The sequence below is a fragment of the Mesoflavibacter sp. SCSIO 43206 genome (assembly GCF_019904215.1).
Classification (GTDB): Bacteria; Bacteroidota; Bacteroidia; order Flavobacteriales; family Flavobacteriaceae; genus Mesoflavibacter; species Mesoflavibacter zeaxanthinifaciens.
The window spans coordinates 918640-940255 of the sequence record NZ_CP063201.1 but is presented as its reverse complement, the minus strand read 5'-3'; the positions used below and the strand labels follow the sequence as shown (position 1 = coordinate 940255).

General features: G+C 30.7%; 16 protein-coding genes. 10 read left to right on the top strand and 6 right to left on the bottom strand.

Going from position 1 to position 21616, the window contains the following annotated elements:
• Nucleotides 1–68: 68 nt before the first annotated feature.
• Nucleotides 69–1397, top strand: a complete 1329-nt coding sequence (locus INR78_RS04515) for an aspartate kinase (protein ID WP_223077646.1) — start codon at nucleotides 69–71, stop codon at nucleotides 1395–1397.
• Between the two features lie 171 nt (nucleotides 1398–1568).
• Here the strand turns inward: INR78_RS04515 and INR78_RS04510 are convergent, their stop codons facing one another.
• The 3 genes from INR78_RS04510 to INR78_RS04500 form a co-directional block, all read right to left on the bottom strand.
• A complete protein-coding gene (locus INR78_RS04510) occupies nucleotides 1569–2387 on the bottom strand; it encodes a hypothetical protein (protein WP_223077645.1) in 819 nt (272 codons plus the stop codon).
• On the bottom strand, nucleotides 2387–2878 hold the full coding sequence (locus INR78_RS04505) for a hypothetical protein (RefSeq protein ID WP_223077644.1): 492 nt from the start codon (nucleotides 2876–2878) through the stop codon (nucleotides 2387–2389). The genes INR78_RS04510 and INR78_RS04505 overlap by 1 nt, the downstream gene beginning before the upstream one ends.
• Before the next feature lie 143 nt (nucleotides 2879–3021).
• A complete protein-coding gene (locus tag INR78_RS04500) occupies nucleotides 3022–4314 on the bottom strand; it encodes an aminopeptidase P family protein (RefSeq protein WP_223077643.1) in 1293 nt (430 codons plus the stop codon).
• 101 nt (nucleotides 4315–4415) lie between these two features.
• Here INR78_RS04500 and INR78_RS04495 point away from each other — a divergent pair, with 101 nt between their 5' ends.
• From INR78_RS04495 to INR78_RS04465, 7 genes are all read left to right on the top strand, one after another.
• Nucleotides 4416–7259 (top strand): sialidase family protein, encoded by a 2844-nt coding sequence (locus INR78_RS04495; protein ID WP_223077642.1) that lies wholly within the window; start codon nucleotides 4416–4418, stop codon nucleotides 7257–7259.
• A 108-nt stretch (nucleotides 7260–7367) separates the two neighbouring features.
• Nucleotides 7368–8042 (top strand): succinate dehydrogenase cytochrome b subunit, encoded by a 675-nt coding sequence (locus INR78_RS04490; RefSeq protein ID WP_027879127.1) that lies wholly within the window; start codon nucleotides 7368–7370, stop codon nucleotides 8040–8042.
• A gap of 13 nt (nucleotides 8043–8055) precedes the next feature.
• Entirely contained in the window at nucleotides 8056–10068 is a 2013-nt protein-coding gene (locus INR78_RS04485) for a fumarate reductase/succinate dehydrogenase flavoprotein subunit (RefSeq protein WP_027879126.1), read from the top strand.
• Between the two features lie 78 nt (nucleotides 10069–10146).
• Nucleotides 10147–10893, top strand: coding sequence for a succinate dehydrogenase/fumarate reductase iron-sulfur subunit (locus INR78_RS04480; protein WP_027879125.1), 747 nt, complete (start codon nucleotides 10147–10149; stop codon nucleotides 10891–10893).
• A gap of 89 nt (nucleotides 10894–10982) precedes the next feature.
• A complete protein-coding gene (locus INR78_RS04475) occupies nucleotides 10983–12752 on the top strand; it encodes a DNA mismatch repair protein MutS (RefSeq protein ID WP_223077641.1) in 1770 nt (589 codons plus the stop codon).
• A gap of 12 nt (nucleotides 12753–12764) precedes the next feature.
• Complete coding sequence (locus tag INR78_RS04470; RefSeq protein ID WP_223077640.1) at nucleotides 12765–14684, top strand: sensor histidine kinase; 1920 nt, start codon at nucleotides 12765–12767, stop codon at nucleotides 14682–14684.
• 89 nt (nucleotides 14685–14773) lie between these two features.
• Nucleotides 14774–15493 carry a LytTR family DNA-binding domain-containing protein gene (locus INR78_RS04465; RefSeq protein ID WP_223077639.1) on the top strand — a complete coding sequence of 240 codons (720 nt, stop codon included), beginning with the start codon at nucleotides 14774–14776 and terminating at the stop codon, nucleotides 15491–15493.
• Nucleotides 15494–15695: 202 nt separating this feature from the next.
• Here INR78_RS04465 and INR78_RS04460 read toward each other — a convergent pair whose 3' ends face one another.
• A complete protein-coding gene (locus INR78_RS04460) occupies nucleotides 15696–17783 on the bottom strand; it encodes a S46 family peptidase (protein WP_223077638.1) in 2088 nt (695 codons plus the stop codon).
• A 97-nt stretch (nucleotides 17784–17880) separates the two neighbouring features.
• Between INR78_RS04460 and INR78_RS04455 the strand changes: the two genes are divergently transcribed.
• Both INR78_RS04455 and INR78_RS04450 read left to right on the top strand, forming a co-directional pair.
• Nucleotides 17881–18402, top strand: a complete 522-nt coding sequence (locus INR78_RS04455) for a hypothetical protein (RefSeq protein ID WP_223077637.1) — start codon at nucleotides 17881–17883, stop codon at nucleotides 18400–18402.
• Entirely contained in the window at nucleotides 18402–19187 is a 786-nt protein-coding gene (locus tag INR78_RS04450; RefSeq protein ID WP_223077636.1) for a nitrilase family protein, read from the top strand. Before INR78_RS04455 ends, INR78_RS04450 begins: the two co-directional genes overlap by 1 nt.
• Here the strand turns inward: INR78_RS04450 and INR78_RS04445 are convergent.
• Both INR78_RS04445 and INR78_RS04440 read right to left on the bottom strand, forming a co-directional pair.
• On the bottom strand, nucleotides 19174–20784 hold the full coding sequence (locus tag INR78_RS04445; RefSeq protein WP_223077635.1) for an Ig-like domain-containing protein: 1611 nt from the start codon (nucleotides 20782–20784) through the stop codon (nucleotides 19174–19176). The two genes, INR78_RS04450 and INR78_RS04445, sit on opposite strands and share 14 nt — an antisense overlap.
• Before the next feature lie 57 nt (nucleotides 20785–20841).
• Nucleotides 20842–21531: a ComF family protein gene (locus INR78_RS04440; RefSeq protein ID WP_223077634.1), complete on the bottom strand. Its 690-nt coding sequence runs from the start codon at nucleotides 21529–21531 to the stop codon at nucleotides 20842–20844.
• Nucleotides 21532–21616: the final 85 nt, after the last annotated feature.

The window sequence follows — 21616 nt, the reverse complement described above, 5'->3', positions numbered from 1 at the left end:
TATAATTTTTTCATTTTTAAGGATATTGCTAAGGTTAATAGTAGTTTAGCATTCTAAATAATAAAAAAATGTTAGTATTAAAATTTGGTGGTACATCTGTAGGTAGTGTAGAAAGCATGATTAATGTTAAAAACATTATTAATGATGGTAAGAAAAAAGTGGTTGTATTATCTGCAATGTCTGGTACTACAAATGCGTTGGTTAATATTTCTGAGCAATTAAGGCAAAATAATGCCGAAGAAGCAATAGTGTTACTTGATCAATTACATAAAACATATAAAAATACTATAGATCAGTTAATAACTAATCCAACATTTAATGCAGAAGTTAATGCATATGTGTCCAATATTTTTGAAGTTTTAACGCAAAATACCAATAATGAATATAATCGCTTAACATACAATACATTTGTAGCGCAAGGCGAAAGATTATCAACCTATATCTTTACTAGATATTTACATCAAGAAGGTATCGATGCTTGTTTGATTTCGGCATTAGATTTTATGCGAATTGATAAAACTAACGAGCCTGATAATTTTTATATTCAACAAAATTTAAACCGCATCCTTTTTGAGAATTCCGAATCTCAAATCTATATCACACAAGGTTTTATTTGTCGTGATGCAGATGGTAATATTGCTAATTTACAACGTGGCGGAAGCGATTACACCGCAACTATAATTGGTGCAATATTAAAAGCTGAAGAAGTACAAATTTGGACCGATATTGATGGGTTTCATAATAACGATCCACGTTTTGTAGAAAACACAACAGCAATCTCTAATTTGTCTTTTGACGAATCTGCTGAGTTGGCATATTTTGGAGCCAAAATCTTACATCCGCAAACGGTAATGCCGGTTAGCGCTTTTGATATACCTGTGCGATTAAAAAACACAATGTCGCCAAATGCACACGGTACGTTAATTACCAATCAAGTACATGGCGAAGGGATTAAAGCAATAGCTGCAAAAGATGGCATTACGGCAATCAAAATTAAATCTGCTAGAATGTTATTAGCGCACGGATTTTTAAAGAAAGTTTTTGAAGTTTTTGAGCGTTACGAAACTTCTATAGACATGATTACAACGTCTGAAATTGCAGTATCACTAACCATAGACAACACTACCTATTTACATGACATTGTAAATGAACTTAATGCTTTTGCGCATGTTGAGGTAGACGATTTTATGAGTATTGTATGTTTGGTAGGAAACGCAATTGTTTATCATCCAGATACACCTAATTTATTCCAGATTTTACAAGATGTTAATGTAAGAATGATTTCTTACGGCGGAAGCAACAATAATATCTCACTATTAATTAATACTAGCGATAAAGTAGAAACCCTTAAAAAACTACAACGCTATGTCTTTGAAAATAACCAAGTTTTAGTTTAAGTTGATTTGAAAAAAAGCGAACCATTTGGTTCGCTTTTTTATGGGTTTTGTTTAAGGTGTTTGGATTTTATTACGTGGTTTGAGTGCTAAACTTAGTAAATAAAATTCGCAAAGATTTTTGTAAATATCCTAGTGCTAAGAGCGATTAATTTTGTGTTACTACAGCAGTTTTTAATTGCATCCACCACATCCACCGCAACTACTACAACCACTATCACAAGAAGAGCAACCTGATGCGTCAAATTCATGATCAAATGAATCTAAAGTGTCATCAAAACTATCAAAATATGAATCAAACATATAATCATCTTCAAAAAAGTCAACATATAACCACCAATCACTATCAGAGTCATAAGTATCACTATATAAAACTTTCTGTTGATTTAGTAATTCTTTGTCGATTGTTTTTAAAAGTTGAAAATCTAAGTTCTTTAAAAGGAAAATATTTCCTCCAATTCTCAATAATAATTCTAATCCTTCCTTTTTATCATTATGAAGCAAATGGTCTATGCTTTTATCAATCTCATTTAAATAGCTTGATATTTCTCTCCTTAGTTTGTTCCCGCTGTCAGTTAGTTTATTTAATCTGAATAAATTTAACAAAAATGATTGCTTAAAATATGGGTTGATTTCTCGATTACTTTTTGTTGTTTTTTTAAAATTCCAGCTACCGTTTGAGGTGTCATAAGCCATTTTTATAAAATTCTTAAAAAGTATTTGAATTGAAGGACTTTTTATAAATGGACTCAAATAAATTAATTCGTGATTTTTTGGCTGGTATTTATTAAAGTTTTTACCTGGAATAACATAAGTGTAAGTTCTAATGTAATTGTCTCTAGGATGAGATTTTTTATTTATTTCTTTAATTTCAATTACTTTTTTTAGAAGTAAATCCATAAAAGTAAACTTCATTAAATCTTTCAATTGTACAGAAGTACAATCTTTAATTAGCATTGTTTCTGCTGGAGTTATTTGAGATAGTATTTTCATTACTTTTTAAATCGTAGTTTAGGTATTACCCAATTTCTCTTTCTATTAACTCTTGTAAAGTGAATTTCGTTAAATCTAGTATCAATATCAATCCAAATGTCACTTGGTGGTTTTTCATTAAATATTGACTCGTAAAATTCAAGTGTTTTTGAATACTGTTCTTTAAACAAAGGTTTTTCCTCTGAGCCTTTTGTTGGTCCGTGATGAATATCTTTATTTATTGTGTTTTTACAAAGTTCTATCCAATATGATTCTGTGTAAAGTAAATGAAGATGCCAAACTTGGTCAATTTGGTCTGAAGGTGTTTGAGGGAAATCTGAAATAGTAATCAGAAAAATAAATTTTTTGTATTCCAATACTGTTCTCAGCGAATATTCTATTGACCAATTATTTTCTCTTGCTAATCTATCTGTAAAGCTGAAAGAAGAATCTATGTCGTCAATTTCAAAATTTTGAATTTTCTTCCATATTTCATTTTGTTGTTCAGTCATTTTTGGGTAATTGTAGCCAACTTTAAGATAAAGCAAGTTTTAAATTCGCATTATCGATTATTAAACGAATATAGAATAAAAATTCAAGCCATCAAAAAAGCGAACCATTTGGTTCGCTTTTTTAAAATCTCTACTAAAGACTATTATTTATTCATAATTTCCTCAATTTCATCTGCTTCAATTGGGATATTTCTCATTAAGTTAAAAGGTTCTCCTGTTTCTTGGATAACTACATCGTCTTCTAGTCTAATGCCAAAACCTTCGTCTGGTATATAAATACCTGGCTCTACAGTAAAGACCATGTTAGCTTGCATAGGCTCGGTTAAAATACCGTAATCATGTGTATCTAATCCCATGTGGTGAGACGTACCGTGCATAAAGTATTTTTTGTAAGCTGGCCAATCTGGGTTTTCGTTTTGTACATCTGCTTTGTCTAATAAGCCTAAACCTATTAACTCGCTAGTCATTAATTTACCAACTTCTACGTGGTAATCTGCCCAAATGGTTCCTGGTGTAAGTAGTTTTGTAGCTTCATTTTTTACACGGTTTACAGCGTTGTATACTTCTTTTTGACGTGCTGTAAATTTACCAGACACAGGTATGGTACGAGACATGTCACTACTGTAATTAGCATATTCTGCACCAACATCTAAAAGGATTAAATCACCAGCTTTACACTCTTGATTATTTTCTATGTAGTGTAATACGTTAGCATTGTTTCCAGATGCAACAATTGGCGTGTATGCAAAACCACGAGAGCGATTGTTTAAAAACTCATGCATAAACTCAGCTTCAATGTTAAATTCCATAACACCTGGTTTCACAAACTCTAAAATACGTCTAAAACCTTTTTCGGTAATGTTACAAGCGTTTTGTATTAAATCAATTTCAATTTGATCTTTTACAGAGCGTAAACGTTGTAAAATCGGGTTGCTTTTTGCTACACGATGTGCAGGAAAACGGTCTTTAAGTTTTTTTGTAAAACGGTCTTCGCGTGTTTCGGTTTCAACATTAGCACGGTAATGCTCATTAGTATTAATGTAAACAGTATCGCATTGCGTCATGATTTCGAATAAAATTTTATCTAAATCTTGTAACCAGTATACGGTTTTGATACCGCTAGTTTCAAACGCTTTTTCTTTGGTTAATTTTTCGCCTTCCCAAACAGCAATATGTTCGTTAGTTTCTTTTAAAAATAAGATTTCGCGATGTTTTGGGTTTGGGCAATCAGGAAAAATAACAAGTATACTTTCTTCTTGATCTACGCCGCTTAAATAAAAAAGATCTCGGTTTTGCTGAAACGGTAACGTGCTATCTGCACCAATTGGATAAATATCGTTAGAGTTAAAAACTGCTAAACTGCTAGGAAGCATTTTTGCAGCAAAATTTTTACGGTTTTTTATAAAAAGTTCTTTCTCTATTTTATGGTATTTCATTGTGATATTGTTTTACTTTCCGCGAAAGCGAAAAGTTATTATCTATTTATTTGCTTCAAAAATAAGAAGATTAATTATCTTTAAAGAAAATTATACTAACTATGAAACTTAAACTTCTGTTAATCTTAACAGCGCTTTTTACTTTTAGTGTTGAAGCACAACAAAACTTAACGACTTCAAGAGAAGTACAACAAGCTTTAATTAATAAAAAAGAACTTGTAAACGCTTCTTTAGTTAAAAATGTACCTTTTGAAAATATTGGACCAACAGTTATGAGTGGTCGCGTGGTAGATTTGGCTGTAAATCCAGAAAATCCAACCGAATTTTATGTAGGTTACGCATCTGGTGGCGTTTGGCACACTACAAATAATGGTACGTCTTTTACACCTATTTTAGACAACGCGCAAACCCAAAATGTTGGTGATATTGCTGTAGATTGGAACACTAGAACTATTTGGGTAGGAACTGGAGAGAACAATGCCTCACGATCGTCTTACGCTGGTATAGGAATGCTTAAATCTACTGATAACGGAAAATCTTGGCAACATGTTGGTTTACCAAACTCGCAACACGTTGGACGTATATTAATTAATCCTAATAATCCAGAAGAAGTGGTTGTTGGTGTAACGGGTAGTTTGTATTCTAAAAGCGTAGATAGAGGTGTTTACAAAACTAAAGATGGAGGTAAAACATGGACCAAAACATTGTATATAGATGATGTTAGCGGAGTTATTGACATGCAACATGCTCCAAACAATTATAACATCATGTTTGCTACGTCTTGGACTAAAGACAGAAAAGCTTGGAATTTTGATGGAAGCGGAAATAACTCGGCAATATATAAAAGTACCGATGCAGGTGAAACTTGGCAAAAAGTATCTACAGAAAAAAGCGGTTTTCCTACCGGGAATGGTGTTGGTCGAATAGGATTAGCAGTTTACGACAGTAATATTGTTTATGCTATACATGATAGTCAATTTAGAAGACCTTCTGAAGGTAAAAAAGATGAAAGTAACGGCTTGCAAAAAGACGATTTTAAATCTATGACTACAGATATGTTTTTAAAATTAGAAGATAAGAAGCTGAATAATTTTTTAAAGACTAACGGATTTCAAGAAAAATACAGAGCAGAAAACGTTAAACAAATGGTGCGCAGCGGTAATGTAAAACCTGCAGATATAGCAACATATCTAGAAGATGCAAACTCTATGCTGTTTGATACGCCTGTTATTGGCGCAGAAGTATATAAAAGTACTGATGGCGGAATAACTTGGAGTAAAACTCACGATGATTATATAGACGATTTATATTATAGTTACGGATACTATTTTGGACATATTTATGTATCGCCTGCTAATAAAGAACATCTATATATTTATGGTGTGCCTATTTTAAAATCTAAGGATGGAGGTAAAACATTTACTTCGATTTCTGCAGAAAATGTACATGCAGATCATCATGCGCTTTGGATTAATCCAAAGAATCCAAATCATTTAATTAATGGTAACGATGGTGGAGTAAATATTACATATGATGATGGTGAAACTTGGATAAAAAATAATTCACCATCTGTTGGACAATTTTATGCTATTAATGTAGATAATCAAACACCATATAATGTATATGGAGGTTTGCAGGATAATGGTGTATGGAAAGGTGCAAACAACGCACCAGAAGACAGAAGTTGGCAACAATATGGACAATACCCTTGGGAAATGATTATGGGAGGAGATGGTATGCAAATTGAAATTGATAACCGTAATCCAAATATTGTTTATACAGGTTATCAGTTTGGGAATTATTACCGTCTAAATCTAGATACCGAAGAGCAAACTTACATACAACCAAAGCATCAATTAGGCGAAAGTCCTTATCGTTTTAACTGGCAAACTCCGATACAGCTATCAAGTCATAATCAGGATATTTTGTATCTAGGAGGTAATAAATTAATGCGTTCTTTAGATCAAGGAAATACTTGGGAAGCTATTAGCGACGATTTAACTAAAGGTGGTAAAAAAGGAAACGTAGCCTATGGCACATTAACTAGTATTAGTGAATCACCATTTCAATTTGGGTTAATTTATGCAGGTAGCGATGATGGTTTACTTCATATAACTAAAAATGGAGGAGCATCTTGGCAAAATATTTCTACATCTTTTCCTAAAGATCTATGGGTAAGTCGTGTTATAGCATCTTCGCATAAAAAAGAACGTGTTTATGCTACATTAAACGGTTACCGTTGGGATGATTTTTCAGTCTATATTTATAGATCTGATGATTATGGTCAAACATGGAAAAATATTTCTTCAAACGTACCAATGTCTCCAGTAAACGTGATTAAAGAAGATCCAGTAAATCAAAATATATTGTATTTAGGAACCGATAATGGTGCATATGTATCTTTTAATAAAGGTGAAACTTGGCAAGCGTTTTCTAAAGGTTTACCAGCAGTTGCTGTACATGATTTAGTGATTCATGAAGACACTAATGATTTGTTGTTGGCAACACACGGAAGAAGTATTTATAAAACTAGTGTAGCAAATCTTCAAAAGTATAATGATGTTGAAAGTGCATCTCAAAACATTTCAATTTTTGATATAAATAATATTAGATATTCTGGACGTTGGGGAAGTAGTTGGAATAAATGGGCTAAACCTTTTGAACCAAAAGTAATTGTTGAGTTTTATAGTAATATTTCAGGTCAAGCAGATTTTAATATAGTAACAGAAAAAGGTACAGTTCTACATATTAATAGTATTAAATTAAATAAAGGATTTAATTATGTAGATTATGGTTTAGAGATTACAGAAAAAGCAAAGAAAAAGCTTTTAAAGGAGAACACTTCCCTTGTTATTAATAAAGCTAAAAATGGAAAATTTTATTTGCCTAAAGGTAAGTATTTTGTAAAAATCAATAATACATCTAAAACGTTTGAAGTAAAGTAAAACTCAGATTAATTAAACTCATTCTAAATAGCGTAAATAAAGCTTTTAATTTGTTATAAATTGCTCTGAGGCTTATCTTTGTAAAAAGAAAAAATAACCATATACACAATGAGCGGAATTTTAAATTCTTCAATAGGAAGAAAGGTTGCTATGGCACTTTCGGCATTCTTTCTTATGATTTTTATTCTTCAACACTTCGCAATCAATATCTTATCTGTTTTTAGCCCAGATACGTTTAATGAAGTATCACACTTCATGGGTACGTTTTGGTTAATACAGTTTGTATTGCAGCCTGTTTTAATTTTTGGGGTAGTTTTTCACTTCATTATGGGATTTGTTTTAGAAATTAAAAATAAGAAAGCACGTCAAATTAGCTATGCTAAAAACAATGGTAGTGCAAATTCTACTTGGATGAGTAGAAATATGATCTGGAGCGGAGGCTTCATTTTAGTATTCTTAATTATTCACTTTATCGATTTTTGGTTTCCAGAAATCAATACTAAGTATATTGTTGGTGATATGTCTGGAACATTACCTAATGGTGAGTTTAGATATTACGAAGAGTTAGTGCATAAATTTGAACCAATCTGGAGAGTTGCATTATACTGTCTAGGTTTTGTATTCTTAGCACTGCATTTGCTTCACGGTTTTAACTCGGCATTCCAGTCAGTTGGAGCTAACAATAAATATACAAAAGGATTAAAAGGTTTTGGTAAAGCCTATGCTATATTAATTCCGCTAGGATTTATTTTTATCGCATTGTTTCACCATTTTAATCACTAAAAAATAGTTGACTATGAGTTTAGATTCAAAAGTACCTAAGGGTCCAATTGCAGACAAATGGACTAATCATAAAAATAATATTAATTTAGTTAACCCAGCTAACAAGCGTCTTATTGATGTTATTGTTGTTGGTACTGGATTAGCTGGTGGATCTGCTGCTGCTACTTTAGCAGAGTTAGGTTATAACGTAAAAGCATTTTGCTTTCAAGATTCACCAAGACGTGCGCACTCCATTGCAGCACAAGGTGGTATTAACGCTGCCAAAAACTATCAAGGAGATGGAGACTCTAACTACCGTTTATTTTACGATACTGTAAAAGGAGGAGATTACCGTTCTAGAGAAGCAAACGTATATCGTTTAGCAGAAGTTTCTGCAAATATCATTGACCAATGTGTAGCTCAAGGAGTACCTTTTGCACGTGAATATGGTGGATTATTAGACAACCGTTCTTTTGGTGGAGTGTTAGTATCTCGTACATTTTACGCAGCAGGACAAACAGGTCAGCAATTATTATTAGGAGCTTACTCTGCAATGAACCGTCAAATAGGACGTGGAAAGATAAAGATGTATAACCGTCACGAAATGCTTGATGTTGTAGTTGTAGATGGTAAAGCAAGAGGTATCATAACACGTAACCTAGTTACAGGTGAAATAGAACGTCATTCGGCACACGCAGTAGTTTTAGGGTCAGGAGGATACGGAAACGTATTTTTCTTATCAACAAATGCAATGGGAAGTAATGTAACAGCAGCTTGGAAAGCACACAAACGCGGTGCATACTTTGCAAACCCATGCTATACTCAAATACATCCAACGTGTATTCCTGTTTCAGGAGATCATCAGTCTAAACTAACGTTAATGTCAGAATCATTACGTAATGATGGACGTATTTGGGTGCCAAAAAATATAGAAGATGTAAAAGCAATTAGAGAAGGACGATTAAAACCAACAGAAATTGCTGAAGAAAATAGAGATTATTATCTAGAGCGTCGTTACCCAGCATTTGGTAACCTTGTACCTCGTGATGTTGCCTCTCGTGCAGCTAAAGAACGTTGTGATGCAGGTTACGGTGTAAACGCAACAGGAGAAGCAGTGTACTTAGATTTTGCTTCTGCAATAACACGTTACGGTAAAGAGCAAGCACACGTTAAAGGATTAGACGAAAACGATGCTGCTTTAGTAAAAAAATTAGGGCAAGAAGTTATCAAAACTAAATATGGTAACTTATTCCAGATGTACGAAAAAATTGTAGATCAAAATCCTTACGAAACACCAATGATGATTTATCCTGCAGTACACTATACAATGGGTGGACTTTGGGTAGACTATAATTTACAAACAACAGTACCAGGATTATATGCAATTGGTGAAGCTAATTTCTCTGATCACGGAGCTAACCGTTTAGGTGCATCTGCATTAATGCAAGGATTAGCAGATGGTTACTTTGTATTGCCTTATACAATTGGTGATTATTTAGCAGACGATATTAGAACAGGACCTATATCTACAGAATCTAAAGAATTTGAAGAAGCAGAAAAAAATGTACGAGAGCGTATAGAGTTTTTTGTAAACAATGAAGGAAAGCACTCTGTAGATTATTTCCACAAGAAATTAGGAAAAATCATGTGGAACAAAGTAGGAATGGCACGTAACGTAAAAGGATTAACTGAAGCTATTTCAGAAATTAAAGCCTTACGTGAAGAATTTTGGAAAGAAGTTAAAGTACCAGGTACAGCTAATGAATTTAATGAAGAGTTAGCTAAAGCTGGTCGTGTAGCAGATTTCTTAGAGTTAGGAGAATTATTTGCTAAAGATGCATTACACCGTGAAGAATCTTGTGGAGGACACTTTAGAGAAGATTTTGTTGAAGAAAGTGGAGAACAAAAAGGTGAAGCAAAACGTGATGACGAAAACTTTGCTTATGTTGCTGCTTGGGAATACAAAGGGCAACCAAGTGAGGCTCAACTACATAAAGAAGAATTAGAATTTAACGATATTGAGTTAAAACAAAGAAGTTATAAATAGATTAAGTATTGAGATAAGAGATGTTAGACACAGATTTAAACGCTCAATACTCAATACTCAATACTAAAATCTGAATATATGAATTTAACATTAAAAATATGGCGTCAAAAAAACGCCAACGATAAAGGAAAAATGGTTGACTATCAAGTCAGTGATATTTCTCCAGATATGTCTTTTTTAGAAATGTTAGACGTATTAAACGAACAGTTAATTAACAAAGGTGAAGAACCTGTAGCGTTTGATCATGACTGTCGTGAAGGTATTTGCGGTATGTGTTCTTTATATATTAATGGAGAAGCACATGGACCAGATAGAGGCGTAACAACATGCCAATTACATATGCGTATGTTTAAAGATGGTGACACAATCTTTATAGAGCCATTTAGAGCAAAAGCATTCCCTGTAATTAAAGATTTAGTTGTAGATAGAAGTGCTTTTGATCGTATACAGCATGCAGGTGGATTTATCTCTGTAAATACATCTGGTAATACTATAGATGCTAATGCAATACCTGTAAATAAACATGATGCAGACGATGCATTTTCTGCAGCAACATGTATTGGTTGCGGTGCATGTGTAGCTAGCTGTAAAAACTCTAGTGCAATGCTTTTTGTTGGTGCTAAAGTATCTCAGTTTGCATTATTACCACAAGGACAAGTAGAAGCTACAGATCGTGTTATGAACATGGTGAAGCAAATGGACGAAGAAGGGTTTGGTAACTGTACAAATACAGGAGCATGCGAGGTAGAGTGTCCTAAAGGAATCTCTTTAGAAAATATAGCTCGTATGAATAGCGAATACTTAAAAGCAAGTCTTAAAGGTTAATTTATAACCTAAAACAAGATATATTTTGTAAAATCTCAAGAGGCTAGCTTCTTGAGATTTTTTTGTTTCTTTACTTTTTAAATTTCAATATGCAACAACCTTCTGCTTTTTACCAAAAAAATATTACAAACTATTCTAATCAGGTATCAAAACTAAGTAAGCAATTATTTGGTTTAAGTCTATTACGCTTCTCTATTTTTATTCTTACCATAATTGGATTGTATAGTTTTTTTGGAGAATGGATAATATTTTCAATTATATCTATACTTGGGTTAAGCTTGTTTTTATTGTTATTATCTAAATATACCAATATAAAAAAACAACTGTTATTGTATAAACAGTTAGTTTCAATTAATGAGGAAGAAATTAGAATAATATCAGGAGATTTTTTCTACAAAGACAAAGGAGAACAATATCAAAATGTTAATCATAATTATGCATTAGATATTGATTTGTTTGGTAGAGGATCATTTTTTCAGTTTTTAGATAGAACAGCAACAAAAGAAGGACAGGAAAAATTAGCAAATGCATTAAAAGCTAATCAAATAACAAATATAAAAGATAGACAACAAGCTATAAAAGAGTTAGCCGAAAAACCTAGTTGGCGTCAAGAATATCAAGCAACAGCAAGTTTAATACATGTAGAAACCGATGTTAATCAAGTTGTTTATTTTTTAAATAATCATAAAAGTTTTTTGCCAAAATGGATGAAGCATATTCCATTAGTTTTCGGAATTTCATCTTTAGTGTTATTAGCACTAGTCATTTTTAAAATTTTACAACCACAATATTTTGGATACTGGATTTTTGTAGGCTTTTTTATTACTGGTAAATATTTAAAAAAGATAAGCAGTTTAGCTTCAAACACCGATAAAATAAGGGATACGTTTAGACAATACGCTTTGTTACTTAAGTTAATTGAAAACGAAAAATTTAACGTCTCTTTACTAAAAGATAAACAACAAAAAATAAAACAAGAGTCAAAAAAAGCTTCTGAGATTTTAACAGAATTATCTAAAGCAATGGACGCATTAGATAATCGTAATAACTTCATTTCTGCCATTTTTGGTAATGGTTATTTTTTGACAGATATTAAACACAGTTTCTCCATAGAAAAATGGATAGAAAATTATCATGATACCGTAGAACAGTGGTTTGAAGTGGTTAGCTTTTTTGATGCTTATAACAGTTTTGGTAATTATACTTTTAATAATCCAGATTATATTTTTCCTGAAATATTAGATACCAAGCAAACTACTAAAGTTGAGCAATTAGGTCATCCTTTATTAAAGTCAGAAAAGCGAGTTGATAATGACTTTCAAATTAAAAATCAACAATTTTTTATAATTACAGGAGCAAATATGGCAGGTAAGAGTACTTTTTTACGCACTGTTTCTTTGCATATAGTAATGTCAAATGTAGGTTTGCCCGTTTGTGCAAAGTCAAGTCAATATAGTCCCGTAAAGTTAATAACAAGTATGCGCACAACAGACTCCTTAACAGATGATAGTTCCTATTTTTTTAGTGAGCTAACCAGACTTAAACATATAGTTGAAGCTATTAAAACCGACGATTATTTTATCATTTTAGATGAAATATTAAAAGGAACAAACAGTACAGATAAAGCTATTGGTAGTAAAAAGTTTGTAGAGAAATTGGTGGCAAGTAAAGCAACAGGAATAATTGCTACACACGATTTAAGTTTGTGCGAAATAGAAAATGAGTTACAAGCAGTTAAAAACTATTATTTTGATGCTCAAATTGTTAATGATGAGCTATTCTTTGATTACACCTTTAAAAAGGGAATTTGTCAAAATATGAATGCTAGCTTCTTATTAAAGAAGATGAATATTGTGTAAATGTAAATACTTATGAAATTTTTTAATTTATTAATACTTATAAGCTTTATAGCTTTTAAGCTAAATGCGCAAACTAATAATGCAAGTATACAAAAGATAGAGAGCCTTATCCTAAATCAACAAAAAGATTCGGCTTCAATATATCTTTCAAAAATTAAAGAAACTACACCGTATATTTCAGTATTAAGAAAAATCACAAACAATCAATCCGATTATTCTAATTATAAAAAATTCATTGATAATATTAGTAATTCTGGCAATCATCAATATGGATTAATTTCAAATTTTATAAATAATTCAATAAATCAACCAACTTCAGATAATTTCAATCAAAATTATTTTCAAATAAAATTAGATCAGATATCTGTATTACGTGACGATTCAAAAACCATAGATCAATCTACTACATTAAATAAAGAATTAGAAAAATACCTTCTAAAATTTGATCAAACAAATAAAGAAATAGTAATCGCAAATACGTATTTAGATTTTCATAAAATCGTATTACTTCTCATTCAGTATAAAGATGAAGAGGCAAAAAAAATATTAGATAAAAATTTAAATATTGCCAAAAAATATAATGATAAAAAGTTACAAATAGCTACGCTATATTATACATGTAATTATTATTTGAATAAAAAAAACCTTCAAGAGTATATAAATACTTGTGAAGCAATTTTAGATTTAGAACAACAATTGCCAGAACATTCAAAGTATTATAAAGGGACTATTATGAATACTTTAGATGCTTACATATATAAAGGTGATCATGAAAACGAAGTAGATAAATTATTATTAGAATTATATAATAATCCAAAAACAAGAGCAGATAGCTATGCGTTTTATGCAAAATATCTTACCTATTTACCTTTGGAAAGTGAAAGGATAAAGAAAATTTTTAAACAATTTGAGGTAGATAATATAATTGAGTTTGGAGAAAAAATTAAAGCGCTTGCAAAAAACAAATTAAACTCTAATGATTATTATTATATCTATTATGAAATGGGTGAAGCTTTAGAGCAACACGGATTTTTAAAGGAGGCTTTAGCATACCAAAGGGATGCAGTAGCTTTAAATAGGCAGATATATTCTGAAGATTTATCAAAAGCTTTAGCAAATTTTCAAACACAACAAGCAATTAAAGAAAAAGAATTAGAGTTACGGTTTGCTCAAAAAAAATCTCAACTCTATGTGGTAATAGCATCATTAATTGGATTAGCTCTATTTTTTACAGCTCTACTTTTAATCAAAAATAAAAAACAGACAAAACAACTTAATAAACAGAATAAGCAAATAAATAAAGCCTTAAATGAAAATAAGCTATTGGTTAAAGAAATACATCACCGTGTAAAAAATAACTTCCAAATGGTGTCAAGTCTTTTAGATTTACAGACTAGAGATATTGAAGATGAAAAAGCTAAAGAACTTGCAAAAGAAGGACAAAACCGTATAAAATCTATGGCGCTTATACACCAAAAGCTGTATCAAAAAGAAGATGGATTAATAGATTTTTCAGATTATTTAACAAATTTAGTCAATCAAATAAAATATTTATTTAAAAATGAAAAGAGTGTAGAAGTAAAACTTGAAACAAAAAATTTAAAACTAGATGTAGATACTGCTTTACCTTTAGGTTTAATTGTAAATGAACTTTTGACTAATACATTTAAATATGGACTTTTAAGCGATCAAAAAAATATCATTAGCATAACGGTAAATAGACAAGAAAACGGTATTTATAAAATGGTGTTTTCTGATAACGGACGTGGATTAACTAAAGGTATTGATATAAAAAAATCAAAAAGTTTAGGTTTAAAACTAATAAGTAGATTAACAAGGCAATTACAAGGTACTTTATCTTATAAATATCAAAACGGAGCTGTATTTAGTATAACATTTAAAGATTTCTTTTTAAGAAAGCAAACTACTTAAGTTGTCTGTTTAGAACAAGATATTGTAGTCTTAGAACATTTTTGGGTAGATTAAGGATATTATAAATATTTTTAGAAAATTTTGATTTAATGAGCCAAATAAAAATCTTAGTAGTTGAAGACGAAATACTAATAGCAGATAATATATGTGATACCTTGACAGATTTAGGTTACTTTACTTTGGAACCAGCATTAAATTATACAGAAGCAATATTATCTTTAAAAACTGAAACACCAGATATAGTAATATTGGACATTAATTTGTCAGGAGAAAAATCTGGAATTGACATAGCTGAAGTAATTAAAAGTCAATATGACATACCGTTTATCTTTCTTACATCCAACGCAGATAAAAACACAGTAAGTTTAGCAAAAAAAGTACAACCCAAAGCTTTTTTAGTTAAACCGTTTACACAAGAAGAACTATACTCTTCAATAGAGATAGCTCTTTCTAACCATATTAAGCATAACTTGGCTACATCGAATAATGATACAAGCAAAAAGGTGTTGTTCTTAAAAGAAAAAGGAATTTTTATCAAAATTAAGCTTGAAGATATTCTATATATAAAAAGTGACCATGTTTATATTGAAGTAATTCTTTCTTCAGAAAAAAAGCATGTAATAAGAACGAGCTTAAATGATATATTAACTAAGCTAAATAAAAACTTTATTAGAATACATAGAAGTTATATCGTTAATTCTAATTATATAGATCAAATACAAAGCAATAAATTGTTTTTAAACAACTCCGAAATTCCAATTGGTAAAAGTTATAAAAATAAAATACTACAAAAAATAAATATAAATTAGTTTTTAATTATTTAAATGGGTTGTTAAGAACAATATACGTTCGTTTAGAACATAAATAACTGTATTGTAAATCATTAAGTTATCTTTAGGGTTAAAGACAATATTATATACAATATATTATACTTAGATTAGTAGTACATATGTGTGAAGTGTATAAAAAAGCCTGTAATTTTATTACAGGCTTTTTAAAATTCTAACTTTATTATTTTTTAGGATGAACCAATTTCATTTCTTCAATTAAGTGTTTGGCACCAGCAAACTTATCTATGATAAATAGGACGTATCTAGCATCTACCATAATGTTGCGGCAAATTTCTGGATCGTAATTAATATCACTCATTGTGCCTTCCCAAACGCGGTCAAAATTTAGTCCGATCAAATTTCCATTTGCGTCAATTGCAGGACTACCAGAATTTCCTCCAGTGGTGTGATTAGTCCCTAAAAAACAAACAGGTACTTTACCGTTAGCGTCTGCGTATTGACCAAAATCTTTAGCTTCATATAAATCTAAAAGCTTTTGTGGTACATCAAACTCGTAATCTCCAGGGACATATTTTTCAATTACACCATCTAAGTAGCTTACTGGCATATAGTAAACAGCATCTTTAGGCGAATAGCCTTTTACCTTCCCGTAAGTTACACGCATTGTACTGTTAGCGTCAGGAAAATATCTAGCATCAGGTAACGCTTCCATCAAAGCTTTCATGTATTGTTTTTCTAAAGCAGTGATCGGCGCATTTTTAGTTTCAAATTCTGGGTTTATTGTGCTATAAAATTCATCAATAAATGGTTTTGCATATTTATAAGCAGCGTCTTTATTTAACTTTTTAAGGACGTCTTTTGGTTTACCATCAAGAAGTTTTAATGCTTCATCTAAATCTGTAAGAGCTGTTTTATCATAAATAGAAGCGTCTACTTTTTGTGTGTAAAAAGGCATAACGTTTTTAAAAACACCTTTATCTACATTTACATCATAATTTTTATGAATACCTTTTAAAGTTGAAGCAAAACGCGCTTTAGCTTTTTCAAAATTATCAGGATTTTGTTTAATAGCTTGCTCCATTTGATAAGCTCTAAGCGTCATGGTCATCAACTCGTTGGTAACAATAAATACTTCAATAAAATTTCTTCTTTTAATATTTATTGCTGCAAAATCTTTATAAAGTTGATCAAATTCTGGAAGAATGTTTCCGTATTTACTTTCTAAATTTTTGTCTTTTAAAGCTTTTGTAAATTCAGCTTCAAAAGCACGTCGTTCTGCTATTGCATTACTTTTTTCGATACCAAGATTTTCTCCAATCCATTTTTTCCACGCGTTAGCAATTCTTGCTTGTTTAGAGGCGTATTTAATACGTACCTCATCGTTAGCTTTCATGTTAGCATCTATAACTTTTAAAGCAGCTTCGCGTATTGCAATATTGCTTGGGTTGTATTCTTGTGTGATGTGTTGTATAGCTACTGCAGGAAGATATTCGTTTGTACGACCAGGAAAACCAAATACCATGGTAAAATCGTCTTCTTCTATACCATCTAAAGATATTGGTAAATAATGTTTTGGTGTGTATGGTACGTTGTCTGCACTATATTTTGCTGGTCTGTTATTTTTATCTGCATAAATACGAAATAAAGAAAAATCGCCGGTATGTCTCGGGAAAACCCAATTATCTGTATCGCTACCAAATTTACCTATGCTTGCTGGTGGCGCACCAACTAATCTAATATCTTCAAAACGTTCTGTAATAAATAAAAAATATTGATTACCCTTATAAAACGCCTTAACTTTAGAGTCTTGCCAAGGTTCTTTATCATAATAAGCCTGAACTTTATTGCTGTTTTTGTCAATTATAGATTGCTTTTCTTTTTCAGACATTTCATCAGTTATACCAGCTAAAACATCGTTAGTAACATCTTCAATACGTATGATAAATTCGACAAAAAGACCTTCGTTTGGCAATTCTTCATCTAAATTCATTGCCCAAAACCCATTTTTAATATAATCGTTTTCTAAAGAAGAATGTGATTGTATTTGACTGTAACCACAATGATGATTAGTTAAAATTAATCCTTTTGGAGAGATCACTTCGGTAGTACAACCACCATTAAAATGACCGATAGCATCCTTTAAACTAGATTTGTTAACGCTGTATATATCATCAGCAGTAAGCATGCTTCCAAGGTTAGCCATTTCGGTTTCATTCATTCCATCCAAAAGCGAAGGAATCCACATACCACCTTGTTGTGCAGATACGCTAAAAGTGATAAAAAGTAGTAAAAATTTTATAAGTCTCATTGTATTTAGTTTATTAAAACTCAAATATAAAAAATTAGTTAAAGGCGTAAGCCAGCAAACATCAATTACTTATATTTAGGTATTAAATATTTTATAAATGAAATCAATAATTACTTTAATTATTATCCTATTAGGTGTAAGTTTTACCTTTGCTCAAGAAGTTACTTTAGACGATAAAAAATACCAAGTAGATGATAAAACAATTTGGTCTAATGGTACAGATGTTACTAATGTTTTAAATGAAGAGCAGCAGCAAAAAATATACGATTTAGCTGAAGAAAAGCAAAACGCATTAAAACAAATTGAATTAGAGAAAAAGGCATCTGAAAAAGCTAAAAAACAAGCCGAAAAACAAGCAAAACAATTAAAAAAGCTTGAAAAACAACAAAAAAAGACTCAAAAAGCATTAAAAAAGAAAGAAAATGCAATTGCTAAAAAAGCTAAAGCCGAAAAGCAATTAGCAAAAGCCGAAAAAGAAGCTAAAAAAGCGCAATCTAAATATGAAAAACTTAGTAAAAAAGGAAAATTAAGTACAGAAGATGAAGCTAAATGGCTAAAAAAAATTGAAAAACTTAATGCTAAAGTAGCCAAAGTAGAAAAGAAATTAAAAAAATTGTAATGGAACAAATTACTCTACATGTTGCGATAATTCAAGCAGATTTAGTGTGGGAAAATCCCAATCAAAACAGAGAAAATTTCACCAAAAAAATTGAAGAAATTACACAAGATGTAGATCTAATTGTATTACCAGAAATGTTTACTTCTGGTTTTACAATGACGCCAGAACATATTGCAGAAACTGAAGAAGGAGAGACCATTATTTGGATGAAAAAAATGGCTTTTCAAAAACAAGCAGCTATTGTTGGAAGTGTTGCAATTAAAGATAATAACCATTATTACAATAGATTATTTTTTGTGTATCCAAATGGTTTGGTAGACACTTACGATAAAAAGCACACGTTTACTTTAGCAGGCGAAGATAAGGTTTACAAAAGAGGAAATTCTAAAGTCATTGTAGATTATAAAGGTTTTAAAATACAACCTTTAATTTGTTACGATTTAAGGTTTCCTGTATGGTCAAGAATAGCAGAAGAAGATTATAATGTATTAATCTATGTTGCTAATTGGCCAAAAATAAGAGTACATGCTTGGAATACTTTGTTACAAGCTAGAGCAATAGAAAACATGAGTTATTGTATTGGTGTTAATCGTGTTGGTTTAGATGCTAATAATTATGAGTATTCTGGTCACTCTGCAGTTTATGATGCTTTAGGTAAAAAACTTTCAAACACACAGCCAAATATTGAAGGTGTGGAAATTATTGTTTTAAATAAAAAACATATTGATGATGTAAGAAGCAAACTTCGTTTTTTAGACGATAAGGATAGCTTTAGTTTAGAATAAACTCTTCAATATTACTCCAACCAACCCTAATTTCGACTTCTTTTTTACGGTAGCTTACACGTTCTGGCTGAATTTTCCTTAAAAAATCACCTGTGTCATATTTTCCGTTTTTATTGCTGTCAAAAACAACTCTTAAATAGTATTTTCCAGGTTTTACATAGAAAAAATCTAATGGTTCTGGTTTTGTACTATACTTTTCGTATTTCACTTCACTTTTATCATTAACAAGTTGTACTAAAATAGGGTAAGTTGCATTTTTTATTAAAACTCTTGCTTCTCCTAGCGTATCAGGATCTGGAGTTTGTAAATTGTAATTTAAAGAGTCGTTAGTGTTTTCAAAAAAGTCTGTTACTGTTTCTGGTAAAATTGTTATTTTATATTGGCTTTTATCTTCTTTTGCAAATTTGATTTCCAAATGATTTAGTAATGTGTCAAGTTTCGTGTCAAAGTCAATAAAAACAGAGTCTTTATCCATAATACTAATGTTATCCTTATTTACTTTAGTAATAGGGATATTAGCTTTTAATTTAAAACTTTCGTTTATAGCAATAGTGTTTATAGGTTCTGCTCTTAGATTTAAAGAGTCTTTTAAATTATCCTTAAGCTTAACAGTAAATGTGTCTATTATTTTATCGTTTTGTACTTTAAAAATTAAAGAGTCTGTGTCTTCTAATTTTGGGTAGTAAAAATAATTTAAAGTATCTGTGTCTTGCTCTTTTACAATTCTAAATTTAAAATCTTCAGGTACTTTGGATAATACATCTATTTTAGTTTTTGTATAATCACCTTGGTAACCAAATGCTATTTTTTCGCCTGCAACTAATCTTGGTTTAAATGCTTTATAATCTAAATCTTCTTTAAAGACCTTAAGTTGATAATTAGCAGAAGTATCTGGTACTGTTATGTAATCTTCAAAAAAGCCAATTTTATCACTTTTTTGCTCGTATAAATTATTGTTGTTATTGTCTTTTAAAGCTATTAAGCGGTATGTTCCAGCTTTTAAATTTTCGATAGTAAAGTTTGTTGTGCTATCTAATGTGTTGGTGACGTATTTAGGTTTTTCTTTATATATGATTGAGTCTGTGTAAGTAGAATCTACTTCGTAAAGGTGAACAGATATGAAAGATTCTGTTATTCGGTCTAATCCATCTACCACACTTCCTTTAACGTTTAAAGAATCAATATAGTCTCCGGTAGAAAAGACGTAGCGATAATACTCGTAAGGATTTTCTTCGTTGTTATCTACAATACTATTACCAAAATTAAAGGCGTATGTAGTATTAGGTTTTAAAGTGTCGTAAATTTTAATTTTTATATACTCGCTAGCAGAACTTAAAGGTGTTATTTCTGGTTGAATATCCATTGGAGGCGAAATAATTAACTGCTTCTGTAAATTTTTAACTTTTACATATTCATTAAAGTAAATTCTTATTTCGTTTGCGTTAAAGTTAGTCGAGTAATTTTCTGGTACAGTTTTTACTATTTCAGGAGGAGTTACATCTTTTGGTCCGCCACCAATAGATCCACGGTTGGCACAGTTAATAGCAGTAAGTGCTAGTATTAAATAAAAACTAAAATTTATCCAACGTTTTTGCATAAAAAATCAAATAGAAGCACAAATTAACAACATATTTATGTTTTAACGAAAAATCCTTTATGCTATTGCCATACAAGCAATGCTTATTTTTATATTATTTGCTTTTTGAAGTTGTATGCAGCAAGACTCTATTGTATTTCCTGTAGTAATTATATCGTCAACTAATAAAATGTGTTTATTGTTTAATTTTTCTATGTTTTTAGTAGAAAAAAGTTCGTTATTAAGTTGCCATCTTTCAAGACGTTTTTTTGATGCTTGAGATTTTGAAGAGCCACTAATTTTTACCAAAATATCATCTATAAATTCTGCTTGCAATGCGTAAGCAATTTCTTTTCCAAATTTTTCAACTTGATTATAACCACGTTTTTTTAGTTTTTTAGCGTGTAATGGTACAGGTATTACTATATCTACATCATTATAACTTTTTATAGTTTTAAGTTCTGTACCTATCCATTTCCCAAAAAACTCACCTACTTTTTCATTACCACCGTATTTAAGTTGGTGTATTAAATATTGTACCGTACCTTGTTTTTCAAATCTTAGTAAAGCAGTACCGTTTTCTATAGCAACACGACCGTATAAAACATTATCAATACTCTTATCATTATTAAAATGAAACTCTGTAATAGGTAATTTATGTCTACAGTCTGTACATATAAAATCTTCATTATCATAAAGTAAGTTTTTACAAGCATTACAAACTGAAGGGAAGAAAACATTAATAAAATCTCTTATTAAATTTTGCATCGAATATTCGTTTTATTCTTCAATGAAAATAATGAATAAATATTTAATATTAAAAATCTATGATTAAACATATTTCTAAATTTAG